At 76.1% G+C, this 24,640-nt stretch carries 20 protein-coding genes; 15 read left to right on the top strand and 5 right to left on the bottom strand.

The features are described 5' to 3' along the window. The first annotated feature begins 21 nt into the window (after positions 1 to 21). The gene (locus ACFYNO_RS25720; protein WP_388016965.1) at positions 22 to 4,665 is read left to right on the top strand and encodes a tetratricopeptide repeat protein; all 4,644 of its coding nucleotides are present in this window, start codon (positions 22 to 24) and stop codon (positions 4,663 to 4,665) included. A 38-nt stretch (positions 4,666 to 4,703) separates the two neighbouring features. Here ACFYNO_RS25720 and tuf read toward each other — a convergent pair whose 3' ends face one another. Together tuf and ACFYNO_RS25710 are read right to left on the bottom strand one after the other, a co-directional pair. Continuing rightward, entirely contained in the window at positions 4,704 to 5,885 is a 1,182-nt protein-coding gene (tuf, locus tag ACFYNO_RS25715; RefSeq protein WP_388016962.1) for an elongation factor Tu, read from the bottom strand. Positions 5,886 to 6,160: 275 nt separating this feature from the next. Beyond that, entirely contained in the window at positions 6,161 to 8,260 is a 2,100-nt protein-coding gene (locus tag ACFYNO_RS25710; protein WP_388016959.1) for an ArnT family glycosyltransferase, read from the bottom strand. A 325-nt stretch (positions 8,261 to 8,585) separates the two neighbouring features. Between ACFYNO_RS25710 and ACFYNO_RS25705 the strand changes: the two genes are divergently transcribed. From ACFYNO_RS25705 to ACFYNO_RS25680, 6 genes are all read left to right on the top strand, one after another. Then, positions 8,586 to 9,071: an NUDIX domain-containing protein gene (locus tag ACFYNO_RS25705; protein WP_388016956.1), complete on the top strand. Its 486-nt coding sequence runs from the start codon at positions 8,586 to 8,588 to the stop codon at positions 9,069 to 9,071. A 183-nt stretch (positions 9,072 to 9,254) separates the two neighbouring features. Beyond that, positions 9,255 to 10,241, top strand: a complete 987-nt coding sequence (locus tag ACFYNO_RS25700; RefSeq protein ID WP_388016953.1) for an ACP S-malonyltransferase — start codon at positions 9,255 to 9,257, stop codon at positions 10,239 to 10,241. 363 nt (positions 10,242 to 10,604) lie between these two features. Continuing rightward, complete coding sequence (locus tag ACFYNO_RS25695; RefSeq protein WP_388016950.1) at positions 10,605 to 11,753, top strand: YbdK family carboxylate-amine ligase; 1,149 nt, start codon at positions 10,605 to 10,607, stop codon at positions 11,751 to 11,753. Between the two features lie 288 nt (positions 11,754 to 12,041). Continuing rightward, positions 12,042 to 12,530, top strand: a complete 489-nt coding sequence (locus tag ACFYNO_RS25690) for a hemerythrin domain-containing protein (protein WP_388016947.1) — start codon at positions 12,042 to 12,044, stop codon at positions 12,528 to 12,530. 65 nt (positions 12,531 to 12,595) lie between these two features. Further along, positions 12,596 to 13,114 carry a DUF6480 family protein gene (locus ACFYNO_RS25685; protein WP_388016944.1) on the top strand — a complete coding sequence of 173 codons (519 nt, stop codon included), beginning with the start codon at positions 12,596 to 12,598 and terminating at the stop codon, positions 13,112 to 13,114. Positions 13,115 to 13,164: 50 nt separating this feature from the next. Then, positions 13,165 to 13,377, top strand: a complete 213-nt coding sequence (locus ACFYNO_RS25680) for a hypothetical protein (protein ID WP_388016941.1) — start codon at positions 13,165 to 13,167, stop codon at positions 13,375 to 13,377. 16 nt (positions 13,378 to 13,393) lie between these two features. On the opposite strand, the gene ACFYNO_RS25675 is transcribed toward ACFYNO_RS25680, so the two are convergent. After that, a complete protein-coding gene (locus tag ACFYNO_RS25675; protein ID WP_388016938.1) occupies positions 13,394 to 14,005 on the bottom strand; it encodes an endonuclease in 612 nt (203 codons plus the stop codon). 226 nt (positions 14,006 to 14,231) lie between these two features. Here ACFYNO_RS25675 and ACFYNO_RS25670 point away from each other — a divergent pair, with 226 nt between their 5' ends. The 6 genes from ACFYNO_RS25670 (at position 14,232) to ACFYNO_RS25645 (ending at position 20,105) form a co-directional block, all read left to right on the top strand. Continuing rightward, the gene (locus ACFYNO_RS25670) at positions 14,232 to 15,131 is read left to right on the top strand and encodes a SigB/SigF/SigG family RNA polymerase sigma factor (protein ID WP_388016935.1); all 900 of its coding nucleotides are present in this window, start codon (positions 14,232 to 14,234) and stop codon (positions 15,129 to 15,131) included. A gap of 39 nt (positions 15,132 to 15,170) precedes the next feature. Further along, entirely contained in the window at positions 15,171 to 17,303 is a 2,133-nt protein-coding gene (locus tag ACFYNO_RS25665) for a SpoIIE family protein phosphatase (RefSeq protein ID WP_388016932.1), read from the top strand. Between the two features lie 70 nt (positions 17,304 to 17,373). Beyond that, positions 17,374 to 17,769, top strand: coding sequence for an STAS domain-containing protein (locus tag ACFYNO_RS25660; RefSeq protein ID WP_388016929.1), 396 nt, complete (start codon positions 17,374 to 17,376; stop codon positions 17,767 to 17,769). 36 nt (positions 17,770 to 17,805) lie between these two features. After that, complete coding sequence (locus ACFYNO_RS25655; RefSeq protein WP_388016926.1) at positions 17,806 to 19,347, top strand: histidine kinase dimerization/phospho-acceptor domain-containing protein; 1,542 nt, start codon at positions 17,806 to 17,808, stop codon at positions 19,345 to 19,347. After that, the gene (locus ACFYNO_RS25650) at positions 19,325 to 19,684 is read left to right on the top strand and encodes an STAS domain-containing protein (protein ID WP_388016923.1); all 360 of its coding nucleotides are present in this window, start codon (positions 19,325 to 19,327) and stop codon (positions 19,682 to 19,684) included. The genes ACFYNO_RS25655 and ACFYNO_RS25650 overlap by 23 nt, the downstream gene beginning before the upstream one ends. Positions 19,685 to 19,700: 16 nt before the next feature. Next, positions 19,701 to 20,105: an ATP-binding protein gene (locus ACFYNO_RS25645; RefSeq protein WP_388016920.1), complete on the top strand. Its 405-nt coding sequence runs from the start codon at positions 19,701 to 19,703 to the stop codon at positions 20,103 to 20,105. 4 nt (positions 20,106 to 20,109) lie between these two features. Here the strand turns inward: ACFYNO_RS25645 and ACFYNO_RS25640 are convergent, their stop codons facing one another. Both ACFYNO_RS25640 and ACFYNO_RS25635 read right to left on the bottom strand, forming a co-directional pair. Next, positions 20,110 to 22,341, bottom strand: a complete 2,232-nt coding sequence (locus ACFYNO_RS25640) for a GAF domain-containing SpoIIE family protein phosphatase (protein ID WP_388016917.1) — start codon at positions 22,339 to 22,341, stop codon at positions 20,110 to 20,112. Between the two features lie 102 nt (positions 22,342 to 22,443). Then, on the bottom strand, positions 22,444 to 22,638 hold the full coding sequence (locus ACFYNO_RS25635) for a hypothetical protein (protein WP_388016914.1): 195 nt from the start codon (positions 22,636 to 22,638) through the stop codon (positions 22,444 to 22,446). A 374-nt stretch (positions 22,639 to 23,012) separates the two neighbouring features. Here ACFYNO_RS25635 and ACFYNO_RS25630 point away from each other — a divergent pair, with 374 nt between their 5' ends. Both ACFYNO_RS25630 and ACFYNO_RS25625 read left to right on the top strand, forming a co-directional pair. Beyond that, positions 23,013 to 23,210 carry a DUF6213 family protein gene (locus tag ACFYNO_RS25630; protein WP_388016911.1) on the top strand — a complete coding sequence of 66 codons (198 nt, stop codon included), beginning with the start codon at positions 23,013 to 23,015 and terminating at the stop codon, positions 23,208 to 23,210. Positions 23,211 to 23,318: 108 nt separating this feature from the next. Then, positions 23,319 to 23,966 (top strand): hemerythrin domain-containing protein, encoded by a 648-nt coding sequence (locus tag ACFYNO_RS25625; protein WP_388016908.1) that lies wholly within the window; start codon positions 23,319 to 23,321, stop codon positions 23,964 to 23,966. Positions 23,967 to 24,640 lie beyond the last annotated feature (674 nt).

Here is a 24,640-nt window from a genome sequence, read left to right as displayed (position 1 = left end):
GCACTCGGCTGAAGGGGACACATGACCCAGGACCGGGTTGTGCTGATCGACGGGCCGAACGGTCCCGGCTCCGGCTATGCGATCGGCCCGCAGCTCATCCTGACGGCGGCTCATGTCGTCGGCACGGAAGGGACGGTGCGGCTCTTCCGGCCCGGCAGCGGCGCGCTGCCCGCGACGGTGGTCTGGCGCGGCACCGGCCGCCTGGACGCCGCCCTGCTGCACGTCACCGACGAGCGCTGGCAGTGGGCCGGCACGGCCGGCACCCGTTGGGGCGAGTTCGTCACGGTCCTGGCCGACCAGCGGTGCGACGCCCAGGGGGCGCCCGCACTCGCCCAGTTCGACGGCGAGGGCAACCGGAAGACGTACACCGAACAGCGGCAGGTGCCCGGCACCGTCGACCCCGGCAGCGGATTCGTCGGCGACCGGTACCTGTTCACCCTGGACGGTTCCGTGGACGCCTGGCCGCGCAAGGAGCTGCCCTGGGGCGGACTCTCCGGCGCCGCGCTGTTCCACGGCAGCCTGCTGGTCGGGGTGCTCGTCGCCGAGACGCGCACCCCCGGGCACGCCGAACTCCAGGCCGTGCCGGCCTACCTGCTGCTGCGGGACGCCTCCTTCCATGCGGCACTGGCGAGGTACGGCGCGGACTCCGCGCGGTTGGAGCCCGCCGAGTTCGACCGCCTGGTCAGCCATGAGTCGCTGGGCCCGGTGCGCGCGGACGGCTCGCCGACCGCGCTGCTGCGGCCGGAGCGCGAGGCGGTCGGCTTCCACGGGCGGGACGAGCTGCTGGCGGAGCTGCTCGACTGGTGCCGGGAGGACGGCGTCGCGGCCCTGCTGGTGCACGGACCCGGCGGCCAGGGCAAGACCCGGCTGGTCCGGGAGCTGGCCCACCGCCTCACCGCGGCGGCCGACCACGGGCGGTGGACGACCGTCTGGCTGCGCCCCGCCGACCCGGTGGAGCCCCAGGACCTGGGCGTGCTGCAGGAGACCACGCGCCGGATGCTGGTGGTGCTCGACTACGCCGAGAGCCGGATCGACCAGCTGGCGGAGCTACTGGCGGCCACCAGGGAACGCACCACACCGTTCAAGGTGGTGCTGATCGCGCGGACCGACGGTGACTGGTGGGCGCAGGCCCGCTCCGCCAACGGCCTGGCCCGCGACGTGCTGTGGGCCGCCCGGCGGGAGGCTCTGCCGCCGTTGGCCGAGCATCCCGGTGATCGGCCCGCGCTCTACCGGACGGCGGCGCGGGCGTTCGCGGACCGGCTGCCGCCGCAGGACGGTCGGCCGCCGTGGCCCGTGCTCGCCGCCGCGTTGCCCGAACGCGACCTCGGCGACCCGGGATTCGCCAACCCGCTGACCCTGCACATGACCGCCCTGGCCGACCTGCTGGACGCCGCCGAGCCTGCCGCCGGACCGCACGGCGGCAACCCGGACGACGTCGAGAGCCGCCTGCTGGACCACGAGAACGGCTATTGGCACCGGCTGATGGTCGCGCGCGGCGTGACCGCCCGACAGGCGCCCGAGGCCGAGCTGTTCAAGGACGCCATGGCGGCCGCGATCCTCCTCGGAGCTGACGGTCCGTCAGAGCTGGACGAGGCGCTTCGCCGGGTGCGCGGGCTGGCCGACGAGTGGCGGCGCGGGCCGGTCGGTGACTGGCTCGCCGCCGCCTACCCGCCCGCCGCCGACGGCCCGTCGCACTGGGGCGGACTTCAACCGGACCGGCTCGCCGAACGCTTCGCCGGCCAGCGCGTGCTGGACCGGCGCCACTTGCTGCCGGCGCTGGTCGACGGCGCCGACGGTGCACCGGCCGTGCGGCTGCTCACCGTGCTCACCCGGGCCGCCGGCCACCGGCCGCTGCGGGAGCGGCTGGGCCCGCGGGTGACCCGTCTCTGTGCCGAGCACCCGGACCGGCTGGCGCTGCCCGCGATCGCCGTGGTGCCGCAGGTGGAGCGGCCGGAGCCGCTGCTGGAGGCGCTGGAGGTGCTGCTGGATGCGCCGGGGAACGGGGCGGATCGGCTGGACGAGTGGCTGGGTGCGCTGCCGAACAGCTCCTACCACCTCGGGCCCTGGGCGGTGCGGTTGCTGGAACGGCTGGTGGACCACCGGCGCGAGCAAGGCACGGAGGGTGGCCAGGAGCTGCTGGCGCTGGTCACCGCACTCCGGGAACTCTGCAGGCGCTACACCGACACCGGCGAGTGGGAGTCGGCACTGACGCCGGTCGAAGAGGCCATCGCCCTGCTCCGGCCCGCCCTGGCCGGTGGCGGACAGGCGACGCCGCACCGGGTGGCCCTTCGGAACAAGCTCGCCGGGTGCCTCAACAACCAGGCGCTGATCCTCGCCGAACTGGGCCGCCCGGCCGAGGCCCGGGGACCGGCCGAGGAGGCCGTCGCGCTCCACCGCGAACTGGCCGCCCTCGATGGGTTGGAGAAGCCCCGGTACCTCTCGAGCGCGCTCGGCACACTCGCTCTGGTCTGTGGTGAACTCGGCGACCTGACGGAGGCACTGCCGCTCAGGGAGGAGGTCGTTTCGCGTCTGGAAGGGCTGGTGGCCGACTCGGGCGATCCGCAGGCCGCCGTCGACCTGGCCCGCGGCCTCAACAACCTGGCGCTGCTCTACCGCAGGATCGGCCGCAACGCCCGGGGCCTGGAACGGAGTCGGCAGGCGCTGGCGCTGCTCCGTCCGCTGGCCCGCAAGCAGCCGGACGCTCTCGACCCGCTGCTGGTCGTGGTGCTGGGAACGCACGCGGCCTGTCTCGGGACCGCGGGGCGCGACGAGGAGGGGCTGCGGGCGATCGAGGAGTCGGTGGCCATCCGCCGCCGGCTCGCCGCCGGGCGCCCGGCGGCCTACCGCGACGGCTTGGCCAAGGCGCTCAACTCGCTCGCCATCGACCTGAGCCGGGTCGGCCGGAGCACCGAGGCGCTGGCGGTGGTGAGCGAAGCGGTGGAGATCTACGAAGAACTGGCGGAGCGTCAGCCCGGGGCCTACCGCGAGCCGCTGGCGATGACCCTCAACTCGCACTCCAACGAGTTGCGCGACATCGGGCGGTTCGAGGAGGCGGTCCGCGCGGCCGAACGCGCGGTCGCCATCTACGCCAGGCTGCACCTCGACCTCGACCACGCCTACGCGGCCGACCACGCGATGGCGCTCGGCACCCTCGGGCTCGGTCTGGAGAAGGTCGGCCGGCCCGAGGAGGCGCTGTTCCGGATCGAGCAGGCGGTCCGCATCCACCGGGCGCTCCCCGGTCGGCTGGCCGGCGCGGCCCGGCCGGACCTGGCCCGCTGCCTCAACAACATCGCGGGCGCGCACCGCCATGCCGGGCGGCCGGCGGAGGGACTGCCGGCCTGCGAGGAAGGGGTGCGGATCTGCCGGGAGCTGGCGGCCGAGGACCCCGAGGCGTTCACCCCGCTGCTCGCCAGGCTGCTCACCACCCGGGCGTACTGCCTGAACGAGACCGGTCGGCGCGAGGAGGCGGCGGAGGTGGCCGTCGAGGCGGTCACGGCGGTGACGCCCACGGTGGCCCAGCCGGAGTCGGCGGACATGCTCTCCGGGCTGAGCGCGCTGCTGAGCCTGGCCGGGCGGCCGGAGGAGGCGCTGGCGGCACTGCGGCCCGTGGTCGAGGCCCTGCGCGCACTGGCCCGGACCGATCCGGACCGGCACCAGCGGGACCTGCTGGTGACCCTGGACGGGTTCCGGTACCAACTCGCCGGCACCGGGCGGCTGGCGGAGAGCCTGGAGGTCGCGGCCGAGGTGCTGGCGATCCACCGGGCACGGTGGGAGGCGGGCCGCACACCCGAGCTGCGGGCGGCGCTCGCCCGAACCCTGGCCGGACACGGCGACGTGCTGCAGCAGTTGGGCCGGGGGAGTGAGGCGGCGGCGCACATCGCGGAGGCCGTCGAGCTGTGGCGCGGCATGCCGCGGCCCGAGTACGACGCCCACCTGCCCGGCCCGGCGCTCGCACTGAGCTCCCACGCCTCGGTCCTCTGGCTGGCCGGTGCGCGCGGCGAGGCGCTGGCGACCCTGGACCAGGCGGCCGAGGCCTTCGCACGGATGCCGGAGACCGCTCCCGTGCGCCACGCAGGGGTCGCGATGTCGCTGACCACTCGGGGCGGGCTGCTGGACGACCTCGGCGACCCGTCGGCGGTGGAGGTGATGGACCGTGCGGTCGAGTCGGCCCGGGCGATCAAGGGCAGCGGGCTGGAAGCCTTCGAGGGCATCGTGGCCAACGCCCTGGCGCTGCGCGCCCGGATCCGCGCCGACCGGGAGCCGCCCCTGCCCGGGGCGACCGCCGACGCCGCCGAGGCCGTCGCCGTCCACCGGCAGCTGCACCTGGCCAACCCCGGCCGCGGACCGGCACCGGTCGCCGGGGCGATGAGCGTGCTGGGGCTCTGCCAGGCCCGGGACGGCCGGGCCGAGGAGGCGGCGGAGACGACGGCACAGGCCGTCGCGCTCATCCGCGAGGCCCAGGACCCGAGCGGCCTGCTGCTGGCCGACGCCCTCTTCCTGTTCGCCGAGGTCCGCCGGATCACCGGCACCGACCTCGAACCGGCCCGCGCCGCCGTCCGCGAGGCCGCCGATCTGCTCCGGCGGGTCGCCGAGGAGCGGCCCGCCCTGGTCGAGTTCGGCCTGGCCAGGTGCGAGCGCCTGCGCGAGGCGCTGCAGGCGCGGTAGCGAGGTGGTGGGCCGGAGCCCACCACCTCAGGAGACTCCTACGCCAGGATCTCCCGCACCGCCCCCGCCGCGACCGTGCGGCCGCCCTCGCGGACGGCGAAGGTCAGGCCGGGCTCCAGCGGGACCGCCTCGCCCAGCGTCACCGTGGCCTCCACGGTCTCGCCGGGCAGCACCTGGCCGGTGCCGGCCGGCAGGTCGACGCGGCCGACCACATCGCCCGTGCGCAGGTAGAACTGCGGGCGGTAGCCGCTGGTGATGCCGGTGCGGCGGCCGCCCTGGGCGGTGTCCAGCAGGTGCAGCCGGGCGGTGAACCCGGTGTGCACCCGGGTGCTGCCCGGGACGGCCACCACCTGGCCGCGGCGGACCTCGCCGCGCTGCACCCCGCGCAGCAGCAGCGCCACGTTGTCGCCCGCCTCGGCGGACTCCATGGTGCGCCCGAAGGTCTCCACGCCGGTGACCGTGGACTCCACCCGCGAGCCGTAGCCCAGCACCGCCACCCGGTCGCCCAGGCGGATCCGCCCGCGCTCCACCGCACCGGTCACCACGGTGCCGCGGCCGGTGATGGTGAGCACGTTCTCGATCGGCAGCAGGAACGGGGCGTCGGTGTAGCGGACCGGGGTCGGCACGTACTCGTCGATCACGTCCAGCAGGCGGAGCAGCGCGGCCGTCCAGACCGGGTCGCCCTCCAGCGCGCGCAGCCCCGAGACCGGGACCACGGGCAGCCCGGCGCCGTCGTAGCCGTGCGCGGAGAGCAGCTCGCGCACCTCCAGCTCGATCAGCTCCAGCAGCTCGGGGTCGGCCCCGTCGGCCTTGTTGAGCGCCACCACCACGTGGTCGACGCCGACCTGGCGGGCCAGCAGCACGTGCTCGGCGGTCTGCGGCATCAGCCCGTCATGGGCGGAGACCACCAGGATCGCACCGTCCAGCTGGGCGGCGCCGGTGATCATGTTCTTCACGAAGTCGGCGTGCCCGGGCATGTCCACGTGCGCGTAGTGCCGGGTGGCGGTCTCGTACTCGACGTGCGAGATGTTGATGGTGATGCCGCGGGCGCTCTCCTCCGGGGCGCGGTCGATCCGGTCGAACGGCACGAAGGTGCCGGTGCCGCGGTCGGCCAGCACCTTGGTGATGGCGGCGGTGAGCGTGGTCTTGCCGTGGTCGACGTGACCCATGGTGCCGATGTTCAGGTGCGGCTTGGTGCGCACGAAAGCCTGCTTGGCCATCTCTCTTCGATCTCCGTGATTCGTCAGCCTGCTGACGGGACCTCAGCCACGAGCCACCTTCCCCGGACGAGGTCCCGGGATGGACGGACCCGGGGAAGGTCAGCTTCGTGCGCCGTCGAATGCGGCGGCTGCGAATGCCGGAGCAGCAGCCACCGCCCCCGCGACTGCGGGGTTCTCGGCGGTGGCGTACTGGGACATGCGCACCATGGTGGGGGTTGGACCCGGCGGTGCGCCAAGGGTTTTCCGGTCAGGGGCGGATGATCAGGGAGAGCTGATCAGGGGCAGAGGTAGACCAGGAGGTCGGCCTGCTGGTTGGCGGAGTGCGGCATGCAGCGGTCCTTGACGACCCGCACCCGGGGGTCGTCGCCGTCCACCACGTCGGGGCCGGGGACGAGGGCGCTGCTGATCTGCCCGGACGAGATCAGCGCGGCGACGTCGTCGGCGCTGGGGGAGGGCAGGTTCCCGGTGAAGCCGCCGATCACCCGGATGTGGGTCAGTCCGCCCATCACGTAGCTGTCGGCGGCGGTGGCCTGGAAGACCAGCACGTCATGGTGGTTGGCGCCGAGCAGCGCGTTCAGGTCGGCGCCGGACTTCATCATCGCGGACCAGTTCGCCGCCGTGGGACGGGACATGTACGAGCCGGCATACACCCCGGTGACCGCGCGCCGGTTGTGCGGCGCGGGCCCGGCCGGCTGCGCGAAGGTGCCCGAGGAGAGGAAGGGCGTGTCGAACGGGCCGGCCGAGCGGGCGAGCAGCCAGACACCGGCCGTCACGGGGCCCGCCACCAGCACGGCGAGGGTGAGCGCGGCCGCCAGCGCCCGGGCCGGTCGGCGGAGTCCGCCGCGCGCCCGGCCGTGGAGCAGCAGCACCGCGCCGGCCGCGATCCCGGCGAGCACCAACAGCCACCGCAGCACGGGGCCTTGGCCGTAGAGCAGGCCGGCGCTCCAGACGCCCTGGAGCACCAGCAGCACGGCCAGCAGGCCCCGGGAGCGGCGCCAGAGCGTGGTCACGGTGAGCCCGGTCAGCGCGCCGATGGCCGGCACCATGGTCGCCAAGTAGTAGTCGTGCAGCGCCCCGACGCCGCTGAACGCGACGGCGGCCACCAGCAGCCAGGCCGTCCAGAGCGCCACCGCGGGCCGCATCCGCCGCAGTTCGGCCCGCGCCTCGGGCAGCGGACCGGCGGCGCGCCGGGTCAGCGCGCCCGGCAGCCGGCGCGGCAGCACCAGGAGCAGCAGCACCGCGCCGGCCAGCGCCAGGGGCAGCAGCCAGCCGGTGTCCGCGCCCAGCGGTGCGGAGAGCAGCCGGTCCCAGGCGGGCTTGGCGAAGGTGCTCGCCGGGTAGACGCCGAGGCCGTGCTCCGGCGTCAGGTACTGCTCCAGGTGCGCCACCAGCGCAGGGTCCGGCTTCGTCAGCGGAGGCAGGCCGAAGTCGACGCCCTGGTTGAGCCGTTGGCCACCGTTGTAGCTGAAGACCTGCTCGAAGACCGAGTTGTTCGCGCTGCCGTCCGCCACCGGCCGGTCGGCCGCCGGAGTGAGCGTGAAGAAGAGCATCCAGGAGAGCGAGAGCGCCGCCGCCACCGTGCTCAGCAGCAGGCCGCGCAGCAGGGCCCGCAGCCGCGCCCCGCGCGGCGCGGCCGTGACCAGCGCCAGGACCAGGGCGGGGAGCAGGAACCAGGCCTCCGTCATCTTCGCCTGGAAGGCCAGCGCCACCCAGAGCGCCGCCGCCCAGCCCGAACGGCGCCGGCCCAGCAGCACCACGCGCAGCACCGCGTCCGCCGCGAGCAGCAGGAGCAGCAGGTAGAGCGGCTCGGAGAGGTTGCCTCGGGTGGTGGCCAGCGTCACCGGGCTCGCGGCCAGCACGGCCGCCGCGATCAGCGCGGGCGCGGCGCCGCCGATCCGGCGCACCGCGCGGTAGAGCACCAGCACCGCGAGGGTGCCCTCGATCACCTGGGGGAGAACCATCGCCCAGACCGAGTAGCCGAAGGCGCGCACCGAGAGCGCCTGCACCCAGAAGGCGCCGGGCAGCTTGTCGAGCGTGGTGGCGGCGGCGGGGTCGTAGGCGCCGTAGAAGAACGCGTGCCAGCTGCCGGCCATGCTGCGCACGCCGGCGGCGTAGTAGGTCTCCAGGCCCTCGCTGTCGAGCGACCAGGCGTAGCCGACGGCGGCGAGCGCGGCGATCAGCAGGAGCAGCAGCCGGGGGACGGTGCAGGCACGGCGCAGCAGGGCTCCGAACCGGGCACCGGCGGGGACGGGCGGGAGGGGAGCGGGTGCGGGGGCCGGCTCGGCGTCAGGAGCGGCGTCAGGAGCGGCGGGGGCCTCGGCGACGGGGGCGCCGGACGTCTCGGAGGTGTTGATGGTGTGTTGGCACGGCGTCACGACTCCACCAGCCGGGTGCCGTTCCCCCCTTTCTGGAGAGGCGCATCATGCCCGGTGCCGAGCGGTTCGATCAAATGTGCGGCCGGCGGGCGGCGGGATGGCTCGGGAGTGCGGCATTTGCGCACGCCGGACCGGGTCCGCGCGGGGTGGTCCCGCCGGTCAGCTCTCGAATCCCCGTTCGCACGATCGGGTGACAGCTGACCGGGCCGGCCCCGCCGCGCGGCCGCGGCTGCCACGCTCGAACCCTGCACCACCACCGGCCCGCGCGGCCCGGACGCGACCGGGACCGCCGCACCCCCCCCACGCCCGGCAGGAGACCGACCGGATGCTCAGCCTTCGCCAGACCGTCAGCGTCATCGTCTATGACGGGGAGTCCGACTCCGTGGTCACCGTCGAGTACTCCCCGCGGCCCTGGCTGCCGGAGCCGGCCTGGACGATCCCCGGCGGCAGGGTCGAGCCGGGGGAGCGGCTGGACGAGGCCGCCGTCCGCGAGGTGCGCGAGGAGACGGGGCTGACCGTCCATCCGGACGACCTGACCCTGGAGCAGACCGTGCAGGTGCGCGAGGCCTGGGACGGCTCCGGCCCGTTCCTGCTGCACGTCTTCGCCGCCTTCGGCTGGACCGGCGAGCTGGTGAACGCGGAGCCGTCCCGGCACTCCCGGGTGTGCTGGTCGCCCGCCTCCCGGCTGCCACTGCCGATGTTCCCCACCACCCACACCGCGCTGACCACCTTCCTGGGCTGCTCGGACCAGCGGTTCTTCACCCACGGCTGGGGCGAGCCGGCCGACCCGGGGGCGCTGGTGCGCGGCTGATCGAGCCCGGTCGCGGAGCGGTCGGGGGCGGGCGGCGGGCGGTCGGACCCGGGCTCCGGGGCGCCGGGTCCGTTCATCGGTGGACAGTATCTTGCGCTTTTCGGATGAGCGGCATGCGGCGGAGCGCCCGGCGGTACGTTGGCGGGCGAACCACAGCCCGAGAGCTCTCCCGCGGAGGTCTCCGTGACCGGTCGCCGCATCGCCTTCCTCTTCCCCGGCCAGGGCGCCTACCTGCCCGGCGCGCTCCGCCTGCTGGCCGACGAACCCGTGGTGCGGCAGACCGTCGCCGAGGTCGACCAAGCCCTCGCCGCGCTCGACCGCGAGCCGATCAGCCCGCTGCTGCTGGACGCGGCCGCACCCGCGCTCGCCGACCTGGCCCACCAGCGGCCCGCCGACCTGCACATGACGATCCTGGCCACCGAACTCGCGCTCTTCCGGCTGCTCACCGACCGGCTGGCGGTGCGGCCGGCCGTGCTGGTCGGGCACAGCTTCGGCGAACTGGTCGCGCTCACGGCCGGCGGCGCGCTCACCCTGGAACAGGGCGTGCGCCTGGTGGACGCGCGGGACCGGGCGTTCGCCGCCTGGCCGCCGCCGGCCGGCGGGCTGGTCGCGGTGGCGGCGCCGGCCCGGCTGACCGAGCACCTGATCGGGCTGCTGGACGACCCCGAGTTGGCGCTCGCCGCCGACAACTCGCCCCGGCAGTGCGTGGTCTCGGGCTCAGAGGCGGCCCTGGCCCGGCTGCGGTGGGCGACCGAGGCGCTGGGGATCACCAGCAGCCGGCTGCCCGTGCCGTACGCCTTCCACAACCCGCTGCTGGCGCGTGTCGCCCTGCACTTCAAGGGGCTGATCGCCGACCTGGCCCCCGCCCGCCCGGTCTGGCCGCTGTACTCCCCGGTGCTCGGGCGCCGCTACCGGGCCGCCGAGCCGATCGGCGAACTCGCCGTCGCCCATCTGCTGTACCCGACCGGATTCCGCACCGCGCTGCGGGAGTTGACGGACGGTGGGGTCGACCGCTTCGTGGAGTGCGGGCCGCGCGGGGTGCTGGCGGACCTGGCCGGAGCCGGCGCGGTGGCGGCACTGCGCCGGGCCACGGACCTCGCGGGCGTGGCGGCGGCGGTGGGAGCGGGAGTGGGGGGCGGGATGGCGGCGGGCGACGGCCGGACGGGGTGAGCCGGGCGCCCCCCGCCTCATGGCGTGACGATCGCGAACCCGGGTCCGGTTCGCTCAAGCAGCCCCGCCACGACCGGCATGGTCCGTCCGGGGGAGGGCCGGCCCGGCGCCCGCCCCCAGCACGATCAGGTGCCCCGCCGACGGCAGCTCCGGGCGGCGATCGGTCCGGCGCCGGCCAGGACCTGATCTGCCGTCACGCGCGCGGTCCGGCGCAGGCGGCCGGGTGGGGAGTCGTCATGCGATCAGCTTCGCCAGCGGCGGACGCCGCGTCACCTCGGGCGGCCGTTCGGGGGACGGCTCCCCGGTTTCCCCGCCCGGGTACGGGGCAGACGCCTGACCCCGGACCGATCGCAGGAGGCCGAAGTGAGCCGCCCACCGCGCACCGCCCCGAGCCGTTCGCAGTCCGCCGAGCGGGGGCCGGGCCGGCTCCGGTTCGGCGTGGAGGAGGAGTACCTGCTGGTCGACCCCGCCACCCACCGCACCGTCGCCCGGGCCCCCGAGGTGCTGGCGCGGGCCGCCGTGGAGCTGGGGCCGCGGGCGCAGCCGGAGTTCCTGGCCACCCAGGTCGAGGCCTGCACCCCGCCGGTGGACACCCCGACCCAGCTGCGCGCCGAGCTCACCGCGATGCGCCGCAGCATGGCCCGGGCGGCGGCCCGCTGCGACTGCCTGCTGGTCGCCTCCGGCACCGCCGTGCTGCCCAGCCGGCACCCGCTGCCCGTCACCGACTCGCCGCGCTACCGCACCATCGCCGACCGGCACGGCGGACTGGCCGACGGCTTCGGTGCCGAACTGTGCGGCTGCCACGTCCACCTGGGCGACCTCGACCGGGCCGTGGCGCTGCGGCTGAGCGGACTGCTCCGGCCCTGGCTGCCGATCTGCCAGGCGCTCAGCGCCAACTCGCCGTTCGTCGAGGGCCGGGACCACGGCTTCGCGAGCAGCCGCTCGCTGGTCCACCGGAGCTGGCCGACCGTCGGCCCCGCGCCGCTGCTCGACCTCGACGGCTACGAGCGCACCGCCGACGCCCTGGTGGCGGACGGTCCGCTGGTGGACCGTCGGATGATCTACTGGTATGCCCGGCCGTCGGAGCACCTGCCCACCCTGGAGGTCCGCGCCTTCGACGTCAGCACCGAGCTGGAGACCACGGTGCTGCTGGCCACCCTGCTGCGCGGGCTGGCCTGGTCGCTGCTGGCCGACCCGGAGCCCGCGCCGGAGGCCCCCTTGCTGGAGGCGGCGCACTGGCAGGCGGCCAGGACCGGACTGCGCGGCGCCGCACTGGACCCGGTGGACGGGCGCCGGCTGCCGGTGGACCAGCAGCTGCACCGGCTGCTCGCCCGGGCACTGCCGGGCCTGGCCGCGCACGGCGACCTGGCCTCCGCCCGGTACCTGACGCAACGTCTGCGGGCGCGCGGCACCGGGGCGGACCGGCAGCGGGCGGTGCGGGAGCGGCGGGGCAGCCTGCACGCCGTGGTGGCGTGGCTGGCCGCCGACTTCCGGCACGAGCTCATGAGCTGACACATAGTCAGCTCAACGCGGCATCAGTACGCCACTCAGTACGGCAGCGGACGGCCCGACGGCGTTCGCAGGTCGAGCGGGGGCCGCGGTCGCCGCACGCTGGGGCGCTGCTTCACCAACCTGGTCCCGGCCATCTCCCTCACCTCCTCCGCCCCTCGGGGTCGTGCGGGAAGTCTGCCCACACGGACGGATTCCTATCCACCCGGACACCATCGAGTGCACCCGCATGGACCGACGCTCCCCGGGCAGACGCCCGGAACGAACGGCGACGCGGAAGGAGGTGCGGCCATGACCGCCGGATCGGACCTGCTGACCGAGCTGTCGGCCGACCACCGGACCATTCGGGAACTCTGCACCGAGTTCGGCGGGCTGCCGCCCGGCGACGGCCGGCGCAAGCCGCTGCTGGACCGGCTGGCCGCCCTGCTGGTGCGGCACGGCCGCACCGAGGAGGCCTGCCTCCACCCGCTGCTGCGGCACCGGCCCGACCACGAGGCGGTGGCGGGCCGCGGCCGCTCCGAGCACCGGGCGATCGCCGAACTGCTGACCGAGCTGACCTGGCGCGCACCCGACGCACCCGGGTTCGACCGCCTCGCGGCGGACCTGGTCGCCCGGGTCACCGCGCACCTGGACGCCGAGGAGGCGACCGCCTTCCCGGCCGCGGCCGGGGCCGCCCCGGCCGGCGAGCTGGACCACCTCGGCGAACGGGCCCGGCGGTCGCGCACCGGCGGCCCGGCCACCGAGCACGCGGCGGCCGGCGGCCTGCCGGGCACCGCCTGACCGCCTTCAACGGGACCTCGACAGGACTTCAATGGGACTTCGAGGGGACTTCGAGAGGAGGAGCCATGACCACCAAGCCGACGCAGCCGCTCGCCCCGCTGAGCGGCCCCCACTGGAGCCTGGACCAGGCCCTGGTGCACACCCAGGCCGCCGCCCTCGGCTGGACGGTCGACTGGGAGCCCGCCGGGCCGCCGCGCAGCGCCGCCGGGCGGTTCCGGATGGTGCGCGGAGACTGGGAGTTGACCGCCGTCTTCTCGCACGACGGATCGCTCGCCTACGGCCGCTCCCGCGCCGCGGACCGGTCGGAGGCGGAGTTCGGGCTGATCGGCGTGCTGGACGCGCTGGAGCAGCACACCCCGTCCACCGTCCACCGCGCCCCGCCCACCCGGGCCGCCCCAGCACCGGTGCGCCGGGGCCCGCCCGCCGGCGAGACGCCCGAGGGCGAGGGCAGCACCACCGCCGGCATCTCGGTGCCCGAGCCGCCCGAACTGCGCACGGCCTGGGGCGCCTGGCCGATGCTGCTGATCGCCCTGCTGGTGCTGAGCGTGCTGGTGTTCATGGTGGCCCGGATCTTCTCGTGGTGACGGGCGAAGGCCGGCCGAGGCCGAGGAGTGACCGAGACCGAGGAGTGACGATGGCGACCGTGCCCGACTACGACGACCCGACGCTGGAGTCCTACCCGCTGCCCGAGCCGCCCGCGCTCCCGGACCCGCCGGAGCCGGTCGCGCCGGCCGTCCCGCCGGATCCGCCGGCCCCGCCCGGCACGCCCGAGCTGCCGCCCGACCCGGCCGACCCCGGCCCGTCGGACCCCGGGCAGCCCGGGGAGCACCCGGAGCCGCCCGACTGACCCGGCTCGACCCAGCTCACCCCGCCAGCTTGGAGCGGACCAGCGCGGCAGCCAGCCGCGCGCAGTCGCCGCCGGGGGCGAGCGCGGCCAGCTCCGCCGGCGTGCCGGGCAGGCCGAGCTCGTCGGCCCGGCCGCGGGCGGCGCGGTCGAAGGCCGGCCGCAGCTCGGGCCAGACGGTCTGGGCCTCCCGGCAGAAGATGTCGGCGCCCGTCGGCCCGATCCGCGGCACCTCCTGGAGCAGCCGCCGCACGGCCGCCGGGGAGCCGTCCGCCTCGGCGCGCAGCCGCCGCAGGTCGCCGTGCCAGCGGTGCAGCAGCAGCTCGGCGCCGTCGTGCAGGGCGGTGGCGGTGCTCTCGTCATAGCGGCGGTAGTGGGCCCGGCCCAGCGCGTCGACCACCGACTGCCAGGAGGCGTCGGCCATCGCCCGCGGGGTGCGCAGCCCGTCGCGGGAGAGCTCGCGCGCGGCGTCGACGGCGAGGTCCGCCTTGATCCGGGTGGCGCAGAGCACGCTCAGCACCAGCAGGCGGTAGAGCGGCGAGGGCGCGTTCCGCAGCCGGATGCCGGCCTGTTCGGCGTAGGTCTCGCCGTGCTCGCGCAGCAGTTCGCGGACGGTCTCCCGATCGGTCATGGCACGCCCCTCTCGCTCTCGGCGGGCGCCTTTCCGGCCTGCGGCGGAGCGAAACCGCCGCGGGCGGTTGACGGCGGCCGACCTGGGTAGGTGCGCGGGTGGACCGTGGTGCACAAGCGGTCCCCATCACCTGAAGCAGCCGGGTGTCAACGATTCGCGTACACGGGCAGTGGCCTTGAACCGGCCGGCCCGACGCGCCGGTTCACCCTGCCAGGAGATGGACACGATGCCTGCTCCGGCGACCGCCACCGAGCCCACCGAGCCCACCGAGCCCACCGAGACCACCCCGCCCACCGACACCGCGCTGCCGCGGCTGAGCCGCGCCGCACTGCGCGCCATGGGCAAGACCGAGGCCCGCGAGCTGAGCGACGCGCTCTTCGCCCGGCTGGCCGCACTGCCGCGCGAGAGCGCCGACTACAGCTACGTGCGCGGCACCATCATCGAGCTGAACATGCCGCTGGTGCGGTTCGTCGCCGCCCGCTTCCGGCACCGCTCCGAGGAGATGCAGGACCTGATCCAGATCGGCACGGTCGGGCTGATCAAGGCCGTGGACGGCTACCGGCCGGACCGCGGCGTCGAGTTCCTGACCTACGCGATCCCGACCATCTCCGGCGAGATCAAGCGCTGGTTCCGCGACACCTCCTGGGCGGTCCGGGTGCCGCGCAGCGTGCAGGAGCTCTACCTGACGGTGGTGCGCGGGGCCGACCGCCTGGAGCAGAAGCTCGGCCGGGCCCCGTGCACGGCCGAGATCGCCGAGGCCCTGGGCCTGGCGGCCGAGGAGGTGCTGGCGGGCCAGGCGGCCGCCCGGGCCTGCCGCACCGACTCCCTGGACGCACTGCGCGACGACGAGGACCCGGCCGGCAGCTCCCTGCTGGACCGGCTCGGGCAGCAGGACGGCGAACTCGACCTGATCGAGTTCCGGGTGTCGGTCCGCCCGCTGCTCGCCGCCCTGCCCGAGCGGGAGCAGCGGATCCTGGCCCTGCGGTTCTGGGGCGACCTGACCCAGAGCCAGATCGCCGAGCGGGTCGGGATCTCGCAGATGCACGTCTCCCGGCTGCTCACGGCCACCCTGCGGGACCTGCGCGAGCGGCTGAACGAGGAGCCGGAGCCCGAGCCCGCCGACTGACCGCGGCCTACGCTGGAGGCCACGGAAGGGCGGCGGTCGATGTCGGATGAGCAGCTGAGCCCGCAGGCCGCGGTCGACCGGCTGCGGGCCGAGCTGGAGGGCCTGCGGCGGGCGATGCGCACCCGCGCGGTGATCGAGCAGGCCAAGGGCGCGCTGGTCGAGCGCGAGCGGATCACCCCGGAGCAGGCCTTCGAACGGCTGGCCCGCGACTCGCAGCGGGAGAACCGCAAGCTGTCCGAAGTGGCCGCCGAACTGCTGGCCGCCGCGGCACCACCGCCCAGCGCCGCACCGGCGGCGGCGCCCGCAGCCGCACCGGAGCCCGAGCCCGAGGGCGCACCCGCCGGCCCCGTGACCGCCCCCCACCCCCCGCCCACCCCCGGCGACGTGCGCTACCACCTCGCCGCCTCCGCCATCGGCGCCACCGCCGACGGCCGCGACCTCGCCCACGCCCTCGCGGAGACGGCGCTCGCCCCGATCGGCGTGACCGCGCTCGCCGTCGCCGCCCTGGAGCCCGACGGCGCCCTGCGCCTGGTGGCCGCCCACGGGGTGGCGGCCCGGCGGGCGGCGCAGTGGCAGCGCATCCCGCCCGCCGCCGGCGTCCCGCTGGTCGAAGCGGTCCGCCGGGCCGCACCCGTCTGGGACGAGGGCCCCGCCGACCGGGCCGTGCTCCCCGGCGGCACCCGCTGCGCGCTGCCGCTGCGGCTGCGCGACCGCACCGTCGGGGCAATGGCCGTCGCCTGGCCCGGCAGCGTCCGCCGCGACCCCGGCATCCAGCGCTACCTCGCCGCGATCGCGGGGCTCTGCGCCGCCCGGCTGCCCCGCATCGAGCCGCCGGCGGGCTCCGAGGAGCAGTGGTTCACCGCCGTGCTGGACGCCCTCGCCGAGCCGGTGCTGCTGCTCGCACCGGTCCGTGACAGCGACGGGCGCCCCCACGACCTGCGGGTGACCCACGCCAACCCCGCCGCCGCCGGGGACCCGGTCGGGGGGCGGATCTCCGAATCCCACCCGGACCTGCTGCCCGAGCTGCTCGACGCCCTCGCCCAGGACCGCCCGCTGCTGCGGCGCACCCCCACCGAGACCGTGCGCGCCGTCCCGCTCCGCGACGGCCTGCTGCTCAGCCGCGACCACCCCGACCCGGCCGCCCGGCTGGCCGGCCTCGGCAGCTGGCAGTGGCCCGCCGGCCGCGACCGCGACCACCTCGCCTGCTCGCCCGAGGCCGCCCGGCTGCTCGGCCGCCCGGGCGCCGACACCGTCCCGCTCGCCGCCGAACCCGAGCTCCGCGAGCTGATCGGCCGACTGATCGACAGCCGCCCCGGCGCCCGGCTCGACCGGGAGCTGCGCACCCGCGCCGACCGCACCCTCGCCGCCACCGCCGAGGCCGCCGGCGGCCGGCCCAGCCGGGTGCACGGCATCCTGCGCGACATCACCGAGCGGCGCCGCACCGACCAGGCGCTCGCCGAGCAGCGCCGCACCACGCACACCCTCCAGCACGCCCTGCTCGCCGCCCCGCACGGCCCGGCCGTCCCCGGCCTCGAGGTGGCCGCCCGCTACCTGCCCGCCGAGCGCGAGGCCCAGGTCGGCGGCGACTGGTACGACACCCTGGCGCTCCCCGACGGCCAGGTGCTGGTCGCGGTCGGCGACGTCTCCGGCCACGGCCTGCCCGCCGCCGCCGGCATGGCCCAACTGCGCTTCGCCCTGCGCGGCCTGGCCTTCACCGGCGCGCCGCCCGAGGAACTGCTCGCCCGGCTGAACGGCATGCTCTGCCACCAGGGCAGCCGCTACATCGCCACCGCCGTCTGCGGCCTGCTCGACCCGGCCACCCGCACCCTGCGCTGGGCCCGGGCCGGCCACCCGCCGCCGCTGCTGCTGCGCGGCGGCCGCACCGCCGTGCCGGACAGCCCGCCCGGCCTGCTGCTCGGCGCCGTGCCCGAGGCCCGCTACGGCCGCGCCGTGCTGCGGCTCGCCCCGCACGAGACCCTGCTGCTCTACACCGACGGCCTGCTCGAACGGCGCGGCGAGGACCCCGGCCGGGCGCTGGAACGGCTGCGCCGCGCCGCCGCGACCGCCCGCACCGCCGGCCTGGAGAGCCTGCTCGACCACCTGCTGCGTCGCCTGGACGCCCCCAACCCGCTGGACGACACCTGCCTGCTCGGCCTGCGGATCACCGCCTGAGCCCGCGGGCGTTTGCCCGGCTCGGCGCCGGGCACACGCTGCGTCAGGACCACCGGAGGTGGCATGCGTGATGGACGGCCGGCAGGCGGCGACGGGACCGGCCCTCACCGTGTCGGTCCGGCCCTGGGCGCGCGGCGCGGTGGTGGTGCCCGAGGGCGAACTGGACCTCGAGACCGCCGGCCTGCTGCGCACCGCGCTGGACCGCCAGCTGCGCCGCATCGACCAGTGGCTGCTGGTGGACTGCACGGACCTGCGGTTCTGCGACTCCACCGGCCTCAGCGTGATCCTGCGCGCCCGCGCCGCGGCGGCCGCCGGCGGCGGCGGACTCGACCTGGTCGCGCCCCGTCCCTCCCTGCGGCGGCTGCTCGCCCTCACCGGCACCGAGGACTTCTTCCGGGTGCACGCCACCATGGCCGAGGCCGAGGGAACGGTGGACGGCCCCGGGCCGCCGGCCGTGCGAGAGTGAGAAGGGGAACGCACCGGAGGACGGTGAGGTGAACTCATGACCCGAGCGGCGGGCCCGGCAGGACCAGGGGGTGAGGAGGCGCTGCGCGGACTGGTGGCCGGCCTGACCGCCGTGCGCGACGGCGATCTGACGGTGCGGCTGCCCGAGACCACCGCCGGCCTGCTCGGCGAGATCGCCCGGGTCTTCAACGGCACCGCGGAACAGCTGGCCCTGGTCGCCACCGAGGTCACCCGGGTCTCCCGCGAGGTCGCCGAGGGCGACCTCACCCGGTCGATCACCGTGGACGCCCCCGGCGAGTTCGGCGAGCTGCGGGACGACATCAACGCGATGGTCGAGTCGCTGCGCCGCACCACCCGGGACAACCGCGAACAGGACTGGCTCGAGACCAACCTGGCCCGACTCACCGGCTTCGGCGAGGGCGGGCGCGACCTCGCCGGCGCCGCCGACCAACTGCTCACCGAACTCGCCCCGCTGGTCGGGGCCCAGTACGGCGTGCTCTACCTGGCCCGGGAGGGCCCGGACGGCACCGAACTCGCACCCGTCGCCGGCTACGGCACCGCACCCGGCGGCTCCGACCGCAGCTTCCGGCTCGGCGAATCGCTGGTCGGCCAGGCCGCCCGGGACCACCGCACCCTGCTGGTCCGCGACCTGCCGCCCGGCTACGCCACCATCCGCACCGGCACCGGCTCCGGCGACCCCGCCGAGCTGATCCTGCTGCCCGTGCTGCTGGAGGACCGGCTGCTGGCCGTGCTCGAACTCGCCTCCTTCCGCCCGTTCAGCCCGCTCCACCGCGACCTGCTGGACCGCCTCGCCGCGGCCCTCGGCATCACCGTCGGCTCGCTGCTCGCCACCGCCCGCGCCGACGAGCTGCTGCAGCAGGCCCGCCGGCTCACCGGCGAACTGCGCGCCCGGCAGCGCGAACTGCAGGACTCCAACGCCGAACTCGCCGAGAAGGCCGAACAGCTGGCCCAGCGCAACCGCGACATCGAGGGGAAGAACCTGGAGATCGAGGAGGGCCGCCAGGAGCTGGAGGAACGCGCCCTGCAGCTCTCCCGCACCTTGATGTACAAGTCCGAGTTCCTGGCCAACATGAGCCACGAGCTGCGCACCCCGCTGAACAGCCTGCTGATCCTGGCCCAGCTGCTGGCCCAGAACAACGAGGAGAACCTGACGCCCAAACAGGTCGAGTACGCGGGCGTCATCCACTCCGCCGGCTCCGACCTGCTGCAGCTGATCAACGACATCCTGGACCTCTCCAAGGTGGAGGCCGGCAAGCTGGAGCTCGCCCCCGCGAGCTTCCCGCTGGTGCTGATGGATCTGATGATGCCCGAGCTCGACGGCTACGCCGCGATCGCCGAGATCCGCCGCTCGCCCCGCTACCGGCGACTGCCGATCATCGCGCTGACCGCCAAGGCGATGCCCGGCGACCCCGCCAAGAGCCTGGCCGCCGGCGCCGACGACCACGTCAGCAAGCCGGTGGACACCGCGGAACTGCTCACCCGGATCGGCCGCTGGCTGGACCGGCGGGCGCCGACCAGTGAGGAGGGCCGGTCCGATGACCGGGACACCCGGCGGTGACCCCCGCCTGCAGATCCGCGCCAGCCGCGGACCCGACGGCACCACGGTGCTCGGCCTGACCGGGGACCTGGACCAGGACAGCGCCGAGGAGCTGCGCCGGGCCCTCGCCGAGGCGCTGGCCGACTCCGCGCCGCGTCTGCTGGTCGACCTCACCGGCGTGGGCTTCTGCGACTCCACCGGTCTCAACGTGCTGCTCCGGGCCCGGCAGGGCGCGGACGGCCGGATCGAGCTGTGCGGGCTCGGCGAGCAGGCCGCCCGGCTCTTCGAGGTGACCGGCGCCGCCACCGTCTTCACCATCCACCCGACGCCCGCCGACGCCCTCGAGACCGGCGGCTGAGCCGGGAGGCCCGCGGATGTCCGACCTGCGCCGCCTGGCACTGCCCGAACCGATCACCGGAACCGTCGGGCGCTGCCGCTGCTTCGCCTTCGACGCGCTGGTCGACTGGGGCTGGCTGCCCGGCGCGGACCACCGGATCCGGCTCGCCGCCCAGGACGTGCTGCTGGTGGTCTCCGAACTGGTCACCAACGCCTGCCTGTACGGCGGCGGGCCGGTCGAGGTGGCGCTGCGGCGGCGGGACGGGCTGATCCTGGTCGAGGTCTCCGATCGCGACCCCAGCCCGCCCGTGCTGCGGCCGGTGCAGAACGGGGCCGCGCCCGGCGGGCACGGGCTGCGGGTGGTGGCCGTGGTCAGCACCGCCTGGGGGAGCCGGCCGCGGGACGGCGGCAAGACCGTCTGGGCCGAGGTGGCGGCCCGCTGACCGGTCAGCGGATCCGGATCACCACCAGGCTGGCGTCGTCCTCGGTGTCCCCCGTGCTGCGGGCCAGCAGCTGGTCCGCCTGCTCGGCCACCCCGTCCGCCGGCAGCCCCTGGACGCTGTCGCGCAGCGCGGCCAGGCTGCTGTCCAGGCCGGTGTCCCGGCGCTCGATCAGCCCGTCGGTGTAGAGGAAGAGCGTGTCGCCCGCCCGCAGCGGGGTGACGGTCTGCTGGTAGCGCCTGCCACTCGCCGCGCCCAGCAGGATGTTGTGCGCCCGATCCAGCAGCACCGCCCGCCCCTGGCGCAGCAGCAGCGGCGGCAGGTGTCCGGCGCTCGCCCAGAGCAACTGCCGCCGGTGCGGGTCGTAGACCGCGCAGACCCCCGTCGCGGTCGGCTGGCCGGCGGTGAGCAGCGCCACCTCGTTCAGCCAGCCCAGCAGCCGGGCGGGCGGCTGCCCGGTCAGCGCCAGGCCGCGCAGCGCGTTCCGCAGCGCCACCATGCCGTTGGCGGCGTCGATGCCGTGCCCGGCCACGTCGCCGACCGCCAGCATCACCCGGCCTTCCGGCAGCGGCAGGACGTCGTACCAGTCGCCGCCGACCCGGTACTCCTGCCCCGCCGGGCGGTACCGGGCGGCCACCGCCAGGCCCGGCAGCTGCTGCGGCTCCGGCACCTCCGGCACGATCGCCTGCTGGAGCTGCAGCGCCAGCCGGTGGCGCAGCGCCGACCGCTCGCGCACGGTGGCCAGCTGGTCGAAGGTCGCCTCCAGCGCCACCTCGGTGTGGTGCTGCACCGAGACGTCCTCGAGCACCCCGGTGATCCCGGTCAGGGTGCCGTGGGTGAGCACCGGCTCGGCGAGGATCCGCAGGTGGCGGTGGCCGCCGTCGGGCCGCCGGGCCCGCACCACCAGCCGCAGGCTCTCCTGGTGGTCCGTCAGCCGGCGGACCGCGCGGGCCAGCTCCTCGCCGTCGCCCGGATCCAGCAGCGGGGCCAGCTCGGCCAGCGGACGCGGCAGCGCGTCCGCGTCCAGGCCCAGCAGCCCGAAGGCGTGCTCGGTCCACCGGCTGGTGCCGGTGGACAGGTCGTCCTCGAAGGCCCCCAGGCCGGCCAGCGCGCCGACCACCCGCAGGATCGAGAAGCCGTGTTCCAGAGCGCCCGAGTGCCAGAGCACCACCGTCCGCTCGCCGTCCACCGGCAGCACCCGGACGTTGGTCAGGGTCCCCGGCTCGCCGGGTCTGTGCTCGGCCGGCAGGTGCGCGGCGGTCCGCGGGGCGCGCGCCTCGCGGACCCGGGCGACCAGCTCGGCGAGCGCCGGGGCCGGGTAGGGGAGCAGCTGGTCCAGCGGCGGCGGGTCGGCCGGCAGCGGCCGGGCGGCGGCCCGGCGGGCCGCCCGGTTGGCGTGCTCCACCAGCAGCTCGCCGGAGACGGCCGGTCCGTGCAGCACGATCGCCGGGTGGGCCAGCAGGTCCAGCAGCGAGGTCAGCACCGGGCGCGGCAGCGGTTCGGTGCGGTCGGCCGCCGCCAGTACCCGGCCGGCCACCTCGGTCAGCCCCAGCAGCTCCCGGCGCAGCTCCGGCGGCAGTTCGGCCGGCGCCGGCCAGCAGACCAGCAGCACGCCCAGCGGGCCCGAGCCCGCGCGCAGCGGCAGCACCGCCCGTCCGGCCCCCGCCGGACGGGGCAGCCGCTCGGGCCCGTCCGGCCCGTCCGTCAGCCAGCACGGCAGGCCCCCGGCGAGCACCCGGTGCAGCGGGCCCGGCCAGAGCGGCGACAGCCAGCGCCAGTGGGTCCGCTCCAGGGCGTCGAACCCGGCGCCGCCGACCAGCTCCAGGCAGCCGCCGGCCGCCTCCCGCCAGATCAGCAGCCCCTGCGCCCGCAGCGGGACCAGCGCCTCGCGCAACAGCGTCTGCGCCACCTCGTCCAGGCTCTCCGCCGCACCGGCCAGCTCCGCCGCGCGCCGGGCCTGCCGGGACGGGCCGGGCGGCGCGGCGGCGGCCGAGGGCGGCCGTGCGGCCTCGTTGAGCAGGTCGGCCGCCAGGTCCTCGGGCAGCTGCCCGGTCTCCTCCGCCAGCGCCGCCAGCTGCTCGCGGGCCTCCGACGGCTCCAGCCCGAAGCGCTCGGTCAGCACCCCGGCGGCCAGGTCCAGCAGGTGGTGCAGGGCCTGCCGCTCGCGCAGCCGCGCCACCTCGTCGGCCAGCCGGGCGATCCGGCGGGCCGAGACGGGCGAGACCGGGTCACCGTTCAAGGCGACCGCCGGGGTTCGCCGTCCGTCCGGGGGTCGGTCGCCAGCGGGTCGCCGGTCGGATGCCGTGCGGTCGGCGGGCCATCGGGCGCTCCGGGCCGCCGCTCAGCCGCCCGGCGCCGGCACGGCGTCGGGCGCGGGCTGTCCGCCGAAAAGCGCCCGGGCCACCCCGGCGACTGCGCTGCCGGTGCGCTGGTCGGTGACCGAGCGGTGCAGGAATTCGACCATGTCGTAGTCCGGGCCCACGAGGACGCCGGTGAGCCCGGCGAACTCCCGGTTGGCGCTGGCCACGCCGGTCATGACCGCCTCCGATTCCCCGTGCCCAAGGTTACGCTCGCCCGGTGGCGCCGGTCATCCGTCGTCGGTCCTCCTCGCCGAGGCCGAACTGCCGCTCCTCCAGCACCCGGGACCGCCGTTGCGGGCCCACAGCCCCGCCCGGTGCCTGGTATCGGCCATCAGCCGTCCGTCCCCAGGGCTTCGGCGCAGGCGGCACGGAGCCGGTCCGACGGCGGGCTGCCGTCACGGCGGGTGACGACGACGTGCTGGACGAGTATGGGCGGCGGGCTGTGAGAGCGGGCGGCACATCGGCCCGGGCAGCCGCGGTTCCGGGGCGGCCGGCCGGGTAGGCGCGCAGGCGGGAGGTGAGGGTGTTGATCAGCGTGATGGTGACGGTAGTGACCACGCCCGAAGGCCAACTGGCCTTCCCCGCCGACGAGGTGACCGATCTGCTGCGCTCGCTGGCCGCCGAGTGGGCGAGCTGGCCGGCCGAGGAGGACTTGGATCTCGACCCGCGCACGGTCGGTGCCATGGTGGGCGTGCTGACGGACCTGGCGGACCAGGTGGACGTGGAGTGCATCGGGCTGTCCTCGTGACGAGGGAGCCGGTTGTCGTACCGGTTGTCACAGGTGTCAGGGGGCGCCGGGGCGGGCAGGCGGTGTGAGAGGGGGAGCGAGGGGGAGCGGAGCAAGGGAGCGATTGCCGTGCCTCACAACGACCTCTTGGACGAGCTGACCGCCCACCACCGGATACTGCGCGACCGTGCCAGCGCCCTCACCGGCCTGCAGCTCGGCGACCCCCGCCGCCGCGCCGCGGCCGACGCGCTGGCCGGCGAACTGATGCGCCACCTGCGTGCGGAGGAAGTCACCCTCTACCCGCTGGTCCGCCGCCTCCCGGGCGGCGTGGAGAAGGCGGACCTCTGCCTCTCCACCCACGCCTCCCTGGAGGCCCTGGTCGAGCGCCTGTCGTACCGCTCCGCCACGGCCCCCGGCTTCGACCGCCTGGCCGCCCAACTGGTCGAGCTCACCACCGGCCACCTCGGCGAGGAGGAGGCCACCGTGTTCGCCCTGGCCCGCACCGCCGCCCCGGACGGCGAACTCGCCGCCCTCGGCGCCCGCGCCACCTGGCACCACGCCCACGCGGCCACCACCCCGAAGCACGGCGGCTCGGCGATGCTGCCCCCGGACGACTTCCTCCCCCCGGAGCGCGGGCCGGCGAAGCGCACCCGCGACTTCTTCCGCCCGTCCAGCGCGGGCTACCGGCAACCGGACGACCTGCTGCCGGCCCCGGAGGGCGGGCACATCCAGCGGATCCGGAAGCACTTCGACCGGGCGGGGGACCAGCGGCAGTGAGGTGAGGTGAGTGGTGGGGGCGGGGGCGGGGGCGGGGGCTTGGGCCGGGTGGCGCGGTGGCGCGTTGCCCGGTTTCAGGTGCTCGGCGGGGTGCCGTGGGGGAGCGGCCCGACAGCGTGGCTGCCCAGGTTCCGGACGGTCGGGCCTGTGAGCCGGGCGACCGGCCGCCTACACGGTTGGCCCGGTTGGCGGTTCGGCTGATCACGCTTGGTCGTCCACTCGATGCCGTTGCCCGGGTGGCTCTGCCGCCCCTCCTCGTCCGCCCGATGCCCTGGCGGGTTTGCCCCCTCGCCCGCTCGAACCCTTGGCCGCGAGCTGGTCCACGTCCGGGCCCAGCCGCCGGACTTCTGATCGACGGGACCTCAGAGCTCAGCCCCGACCCTACCTTTCGCCTCAGGCCCCACCCCGTACTTCCGATCTCATCCCTCATCCCTCGCCCTCAAGCTCACCCCTGGCTGGGCGTGGGGGGGGGGGCCCCGCCCCCCCCGGGGGGGGGGGGCCCCCCCCCCCCCCCCCCGGGGGGGGGCCCGGGGGGGGGGGGGCGGGGGGGGGCCCGGGGGGCCCCCGGGGGGGGCCCGCCGGCGGGGGCGCGGCGGGGGGGGGGGGCCGGGCGGCCCCCCCCCCCCCCCCCCCCCCCCCCCCCCCCCCCCCCCCCCCCCCCCCCCGCCGGGTGG

This window comes from Kitasatospora sp. NPDC006697, assembly GCF_042869935.1.
Taxonomy (GTDB): domain Bacteria; phylum Actinomycetota; class Actinomycetes; order Streptomycetales; family Streptomycetaceae; genus Kitasatospora.
Note: the sequence above shows the minus strand (reverse complement) of the source record. Positions and strands in the feature narration are given on the sequence as shown.